Here is a 7,032-nt window from a genome sequence, read left to right on the forward strand (position 1 = left end):
GCTCGCCAAGCCGCATCCGCGCGCGCGCAAAATCGTCGGCGCCCCACAGCATCAGCGCCTCGGCGGGGTCGCCATCGCGTCCCGCGCGCCCGGTCTCCTGATAATAGCTCTCGATCGACTTCGGCAGCCCGGCATGCGCCACGAAACGCACGTCGGGCTTGTCGATCCCCATGCCGAACGCGACCGTCGCGGTGACGATCCCGTCCTCCGACGCGACGAAATCATGCTGCACCTGCGCGCGCCGTTCGGCGTCGAGCCCGGCGTGATAGGCGGCGACGCTGCGCCCCGTCGCCGCGGCGAGCTTTTCGGCCATCCGCTCGGTCCCGTCGCGCGTCGGGCAATAGACGATCCCCGGCCCCGGATTGGCGACGATGAAATCGGTGAGCTGCTTCGCGGGGCTGATGCGCGGCGTCACGCGGTAGCGGATATTGGGCCGGTCGAAGCCCGCGAGCACGAGCCCCTCGGCTGGAATACCCAGCTGGACGAGAATATCCTCGCGCGTATGCTTGTCCGCGGTGGCGGTCAGCGCGAGCCGCGGCACCGCGGGAAAGGCATCGAGCAGCGGCCGCAGCAAACGGTAATCGGGCCGGAAATCATGCCCCCATTCCGATACGCAATGCGCCTCGTCGATCGCGAACAGCGCGGGGGTGCGCGCTTCCATCAGCGACCGGAAGCCCTCGCCCGTCGCGCGTTCGGGCGCGATATAGAGGAGGTCGAGCTGGCCGTCGCGATACGCCTGCCGCGTGTCGGCGAAGTCGGCGTCGACGCTGGTCAGCGACGCGGCGCGAATCCCGGCCGCGCGCGCGCCGCGGAGCTGGTCGTGCATCAATGCGATCAGCGGCGACACGACGACGACGCAGCCGCCCAGCGCGACCGCGGGCAGCTGATAGGTCAGCGATTTGCCCGCCCCCGTCGGCATCACCGCAAGCGTTCGCTCGCCCGCCATCACGCGGCCGACGACGTCGGCCTGCTTGCCGCGAAAGGCGTCGAAACCGAAGGTCGATTTGAGGAGAGGAAGGAGCGCGTCAGCGGACATTACGGGTGGGCGATAGGAAGTTTATGCGACCGGGGAAACCCCCGATTGATCCGTCGCCCCCGCGAAGGCGGGGGCCGCTAGCGGCCTTGCGCAAGTTTGTAGCGGCCCCTGCCTTCGCGGGGGCGACGTACAACTCAAGTCCGCGTCAGCATCGCCCGCTCGGCCATCCGCGACGCGGTCTCGCGCTCGGCTGTCACGACATGGTCGGCCCCGCGCCGAACGAGGTCGTCGACCTCCTCGTCCGAATGCGCGCGCGCGACGATCACCAGCTTCGGGTTGATCGCACGCGCGCGGCGCACGATTGCGCCCGCCTCGACCCCCTCCGCAATTGCGATCAGCAAGGTCGACGCCTCGTCGAGCCCGGCCTGCCGCAGGATGCTTTCCTTGGTCGCATCGCCGACAATCACCGTCGCGCCCGCTTCCTTCGCCGCCGCCGCCATGTCCTTCTGGTCCTCGATCACGGTCAGCCCCTCGCCGCGGCCGCAAATCATGCTGCCGATATGGCTGCCGACGCGGCCGTAGCCGATCAGCACGACCCCCGCATTGCACGGCTCGGGCACCTCTTCCACGACGGCGTCCGGCTGCTCCTCGACCGGCTCGTCGGCGCGGATGCGTTTCACCGCCAGCGTGAAGAGGATCGGGTTGAACAGGATCGACAGCAGCGATCCGGCGAGGATCAGGTCGCGTCCCGTCTCGGGCAGCACCTCGAGCCCCACCCCCAGTCCCGCGAGGATGAAGGAAAATTCGCCGATCTGCGCCAGGCTGACCGACACCGTCAGCGCGGTCTGCGATTTATAGCCGAAGGCGCGGACAAGCGCATAGGCGGCGAGCGACTTGCCGACGACGATGATCGCGACCGTCGCGATCACCGGCCCCGGCTGTTCGACCAGCACCCTGGGGTCGAACAGCATGCCGACCGACACGAAAAACAGCACCGCAAACGCGTCGCGGAGCGGCAGCGTCTCCTCGGCCGCGCGGCGCGACAGCTGCGTCTCGCCAAGGATCATTCCCGCAAAGAAGGCGCCCAAGGCAAAGGATACGTCGAAAATCACCGCCGCGCCGAACGCGACCCCCAGCGCGATCGCGAGCACCGCGAGCCGGAACAGTTCGCGCGACCCCGAATGCGCGACCCAGTGCAGGACCCACGGCAGCACCCGCCGCGCGATCAGGAACATGAAGGCGACGAAACCGACGACCTTGACGAGCACGATCCCGGCCGACTGGAGCAGGCCCGCGCCGTTCGCTCCGATGCCCGCCTCGTCGCCGCGGTCGCCGAACATCGCGGGCAGCAGCACGAGCGCGAGCACCATGACGAGATCCTCGACGATCAGCCAGCCGACCGCGATCCGGCCCTTCTCGGTCTCGACCATGTCGCGCGCCTGCAGCGCGCGCAGCAGCACGACGGTCGACGCGACCGACAGCGCGAGGCCGAACACCGCGCTGCCCTCGACCGACCAGCCGAGCCACAGCCCCAGCATCATGCCGAGCGCGGTCGCGACCGCGATCTGCGCGATCGCGCCCGGCACCGCGATCTTGCGTACCGAGAGCAGGTCCTTGAGCGAGAAATGCAGGCCGACCCCGAACATCAGCAAAATGACGCCGATTTCGGCGAGCTGCATCGCAAGCCCGGTGTCGGCGACGATCCCCGGCGTAAAGGGCCCCACAAGAATGCCCGCGAGCAGATAGCCCGCGATCGGCGAAATCCGGAGCCGATGTGCCAGCGCGCCCATCAGGAAGGCGACGCCGAGCCCGGCGACGACGGTCCCGATCAAGGTGGTGTCATGTGGCATGAACCCCTGCGTAAGGGGCGCGGGCGCGAAGGGTCAACCCGACACAACCAGATTTGTTGCGATTGGATCGCTATGCGGCCCGAACCCGCTCCCGGTCGCCCGTATCACCGTCTGGCGCCGCCGTTCGGCCCGGACGGCCGATCAGGAAGCCCTGCGCTTCATCGCATCCCTCGCGCCGCAACACATCGAGTTGCTCGCGTGTCTCGATCCCTTCGGCGAGGATCGGGATCGACAGGCTCTTGCCGAGCGCCAGTACCGCGCGCAGGATCGCGGTCGACTGGATATTGCCCTCGAGTTCGGCAGCAAAGAAGCGGTCGAGCTTGATCTTGTCGAACGGAAAGGCGCGCAGCGTTTCGAGCGACGAATATCCCGTGCCGAAATCGTCGAGCGCGATCCCGATTCCCAGCGCCTTGATCTGGCGCAGGATGTGCAGCGCGCGTTCGCGGTCGGCGATGATCGCGGTTTCGGTCAACTCGATCTCCAGCCGACGCGGAGGCAAGCCGGTGTCGAGCAACACCTGGTGAAACAGGCGCGGCAGATCGATGTGCGCGAGCTGGAGCGGCGACACATTGACCGCGACCTTCGAAGCGTGCGGCCAGTCCGCCGCATCGGCACACGCCCGTCGCAGCACCCATTCGCCGAGCGCGAGAATGAATCCGTTCGCTTCGGCAAGCGGGATAAACACCGTGGGCGGGATCGCGCCGCGCGCCGGATGCGTCCAGCGGAGCAGCGCTTCATATCCGGTGACCGCGCCCGTCGTCACCGACGTCTGGACCTGATAATGGACGTCGAGTTCATCGCGGTCGATCGCCCCGCGCAGATCGGCGGCGAGTTCGCGCTGATCGCGGATCGCCTCATCAAGCGCCGAATCATAGTGACAGGGCGCGGCGGCCGCCTCGGCCTTCGCACGGTACATGGCGAGGTCGGCGTTGTTCGCCAGTGTTTCGGCCGACGCGGCATCGTCGGGGAAGATCGCGACGCCGATACTCGCCCCCAACCGCGCTTCGAAATCTTCAAGCGCCAGCGGCGCCTTCAATTCGGCGTCGAGGCGCGCGGCGAAGGCGACGATTTGCGCGCGGTCGGTGAAGCGCGTCAGTGCGACGAACTCGTCGCCGCCGAGCCGCGCGACGAACTCGTTCTGACCCAGGGTATCGCGCAAGCGCTGCGCAAGACGCGCCAGCACCTCGTCCCCCGCCTTGTGCCCATGCACATCATTGATTTCCTTGAAACGGTCGAGGTCGATCGCGCACAACCCGACGCGCTCGCCGCTGCCGATCGCCACGTCGATCTGCCGCGCAAGTTCTGCCCGGAAGGCAATCCGGTTCGGCAGGCCCGTCAGCGAATCGTTCATCGCCATGTGGGTCAACTCACGCATCGCCTCCGATCGCGTCTGCCGGTCGAGCATCGCCGCGAACACCCCCGCCGCGATCACGATGCCGCCGACGATTACCGTGGCAAGAGCAAGCGCGTTGAACGCGGCAGGCCGCAGCGGCGTCTCGCTGAACGCCATCGGCGTGATCCGCATCGCCGTCATCGCGACGAAATGCAGACTGGCGATCGCCGCGACGATCAGCGCTGTGCCAAGCGCGACGCGGTGAGGTATCGCCCTGCCCGTGCGCAGAACCGTCAGCGCGGCCGCAGCGAGAACCGTTCCGCTGACCACCGACGTGAGGACATAATATGGATCCCAGCTGACGATGCCGTCGATGCGATAGGCATCCATGCCGACGAAATGCATGGCAGCAATGGCGCAACCGAACAGCGCGCCACCGAATGCCCCGTAAAAATCATCCTTGCCCCACGCCGCCACCGCGAATCCGATGAACGATCCGACCATCGCCACCATCAGCGAGACGATCGTCATCACCGGGTCGAGGGTCACCGGGGCTTTGGCTTCATAGGCCAGCATCGCGACGAAATGGGTGCACCAGATCGTCGCACTTGCCGCGACGGAAATCAGGAAGGCCCAGGCAAGCCCCTGCCCGCGGTGCGAGCCGCGCGCGCGTTCGAACATCTGGACGATGGAAAAGGCGCCGACGCAGCAGATAGCGACAGCGAGCGCGACGAGCCATGGGTCGTGCTCGACCGCAATGCACATGGCAAGCCTGATCAACGTTCCGCCTTTCGCCCCGCTCGTCCGCCCGGTTCCGGAGCGACTGGTCCAAGGCCGCCAAATGACGAAAAGGGCTTACAAAATTGTAAATAGTATACCGAAATGACGGGCTATCAGGCTTCGACGGTGCCTTCGTCGCGCTCGGCCTGCTGCCGCGCCCACATGTCGGCATAAAGCCCGCGCATGCCGAGCAACTGGTCGTGCGTCCCCGTTTCAGCCACCCGTCCCCTGTCGAGCACGATGATCCGGTCCGCCCCGGTTACCGTCGACAGCCGGTGCGCGATCACCAGCGTCGTGCGCCGCGCCGCGATCCGCTCGAGCGTATCCTGGATCGCCGCCTCGGTGCGGCTGTCGAGCGCGCTCGTCGCCTCGTCGAGGATCAGCACCGGCGGGTTCTTGAGCAGCGTGCGCGCGATCGCGACGCGCTGTTTCTCGCCACCCGACAGCTTCAGCCCGCGCTCGCCGACCTCGGTGTCATAGCCTTGCGGCAGCAGCGCGATGAAGCCGTCGATCGCGGCACCCTCGGCCGCTGCCGCGATCTCGGCAGCGCTCGCACCCTCGCGGCCATAGGCGATGTTGTAGCCGATACTGTCGTTGAACAGCACTGTATCCTGCGGGACGATCCCGATCTCGGCGCGCAGGCTTTTCTGCGTGACCTTGGCAATATCCTGCCCGTCGATCAGCACCCGCCCGCCCTGCGGATCATAAAAGCGGAACAGCAGCCGCGCGATCGTCGACTTGCCCGCGCCCGACGGCCCGACGATCGCCAGCGTCTCGCCCGCGCCGACGGCGAAGCTTACCCCGTTCAAAATCGTGCGGTCGGGTTCATAGCCGAAGACGACATTCTCGAACGCCACCGCGCCGCCATTCACGACCAGCGCCCGGGCATCGGGCGCGTCGCTGATCTCTGACGGCGTATCGATCAGGCGGAACATCGCCTCCATGTCGATCAGCCCCTGCCGGATCACGCGATACACCATGCCGAGCATGTCGAGCGGGCGGAACAGCTGGGCGAGCAGCGTGTTCACGAGCACGACATCGCCGACCTTGTACTCGCCCGTCGACCAGCCCCACACGGTGTACGCCATCGCGCCGGCCAGCGCGAAGTTGGTAATCAGGCTCTGCCCCATGTTGAGCCAGGCGAGGCTGTTCTCGCTCTTCACCGCGGCGCGGGCATATTGGTCGGCGACGTCGCGGTAACGCGCTTCCTCGCGCTCCTCGGCGCCGAAATATTTGACCGTCTCGTAATTGAGCAGGCTGTCGACGCTGCGCCCGATGGTCAGCGTGTCGAGGTCGTTCATCCGCGTGCGCAGCGCGTTGCGCCAGTCGGTCACCTTGCGCGTGAAGATGATGTACACGACGACCATCAGCGCGGTCGCGCTGGCCAGGCCGAAACTGAACCTGGTCCAGAAGATGATCAGCACCGCGGCGAGCTCGACGATCGTCGGCGCGATGTTGAACAGCAGGAAATAGAGCATCGTGTCGATGCTCTTTGTGCCGCGCTCGATCACCTTGGTGACCTCGCCCGTCCGCCGCGCGAGGTGGAAGCGCAGGCTCAGCGCGTGGAGATGACTGAAGGTCGTGATCGCCAGCTCGCGCGTCGCATCCTGCCCGACGCGCTCGAACACGACGTTGCGCAGATTGTCGAACAGCACCCCGGCAAAGCGCGCGCCGGCATAGGCGAGCACCAGCCCGATCGCGAGCGCGACGCCCTCCTCCATCCCCGGTGCCATCCTGTCGATCGCGGCGCCATAGAGGAAGCCCATCGACAGCTGCACACCCTTCGACGCGAGCACGATCAGGCCGGCCAGGACGATGCGGACCTTCGCCTCGGTCTGCCCGGCGGGCCACAGATAGGGAAGGAACCGCTTCAGCGTCGCAAGGACGGGCGGTTCACGGCTGGCATCGGCGGAGGTGGCGGTATCGGGGGGCATGGACGCCCCATGTAGGCGCGCGCGGGCGCCGCGCCAAGCACCGGAACGCCGCGATCAGCGCGTCAGCGCGATTCGCGATATCCCGCATGGCGCATGATGCGTTCGATCAGCCGGCGCTCCTCGCTGCTGGGGCCCGCGACGACGGGCGGTTCGGGCGAC

4 protein-coding genes are annotated in these 7,032 nt (G+C 67.1%); all 4 read right to left on the bottom strand.

What is annotated here, in order from left to right; genetic code table 11:
• Positions 1 to 1,036, bottom strand: a 1,036-nt coding sequence (locus VN047_RS09305) for a RecQ family ATP-dependent DNA helicase (RefSeq protein ID WP_325542001.1), incomplete at its 3' end; no start/stop codon positions are given.
• Positions 1,037 to 1,170: 134 nt separating this feature from the next.
• Positions 1,171 to 2,826 carry a YbaL family putative K(+) efflux transporter gene (ybaL, locus tag VN047_RS09310; protein WP_325542003.1) on the bottom strand — a complete coding sequence of 552 codons (1,656 nt, stop codon included), beginning with the start codon at positions 2,824 to 2,826 and terminating at the stop codon, positions 1,171 to 1,173.
• Positions 2,827 to 2,896: 70 nt separating this feature from the next.
• On the bottom strand, positions 2,897 to 4,939 hold the full coding sequence (locus tag VN047_RS09315) for a putative bifunctional diguanylate cyclase/phosphodiesterase (protein WP_325542005.1): 2,043 nt from the start codon (positions 4,937 to 4,939) through the stop codon (positions 2,897 to 2,899).
• Between the two features lie 113 nt (positions 4,940 to 5,052).
• Positions 5,053 to 6,873, bottom strand: coding sequence for an ABC transporter ATP-binding protein/permease (locus tag VN047_RS09320; RefSeq protein WP_325542007.1), 1,821 nt, complete (start codon positions 6,871 to 6,873; stop codon positions 5,053 to 5,055).
• Positions 6,874 to 7,032 lie beyond the last annotated feature (159 nt).

The organism is Sphingopyxis sp. (assembly GCF_035565275.1).
Lineage (GTDB): Bacteria > Pseudomonadota > Alphaproteobacteria > Sphingomonadales > Sphingomonadaceae > Sphingopyxis.

What these genes read in the sequence shown, in the direction of transcription:
- ybaL (WP_325542003.1), bottom strand. Translation starts at nt 2,826, where the DNA reads ATGCCACATGACACCACCTTGATCGGGACCGTCGTCGCCGGGCTCGGC.
- VN047_RS09320 (WP_325542007.1), bottom strand. Translation starts at nt 6,873, where the DNA reads ATGCCCCCCGATACCGCCACCTCCGCCGATGCCAGCCGTGAACCGCCC.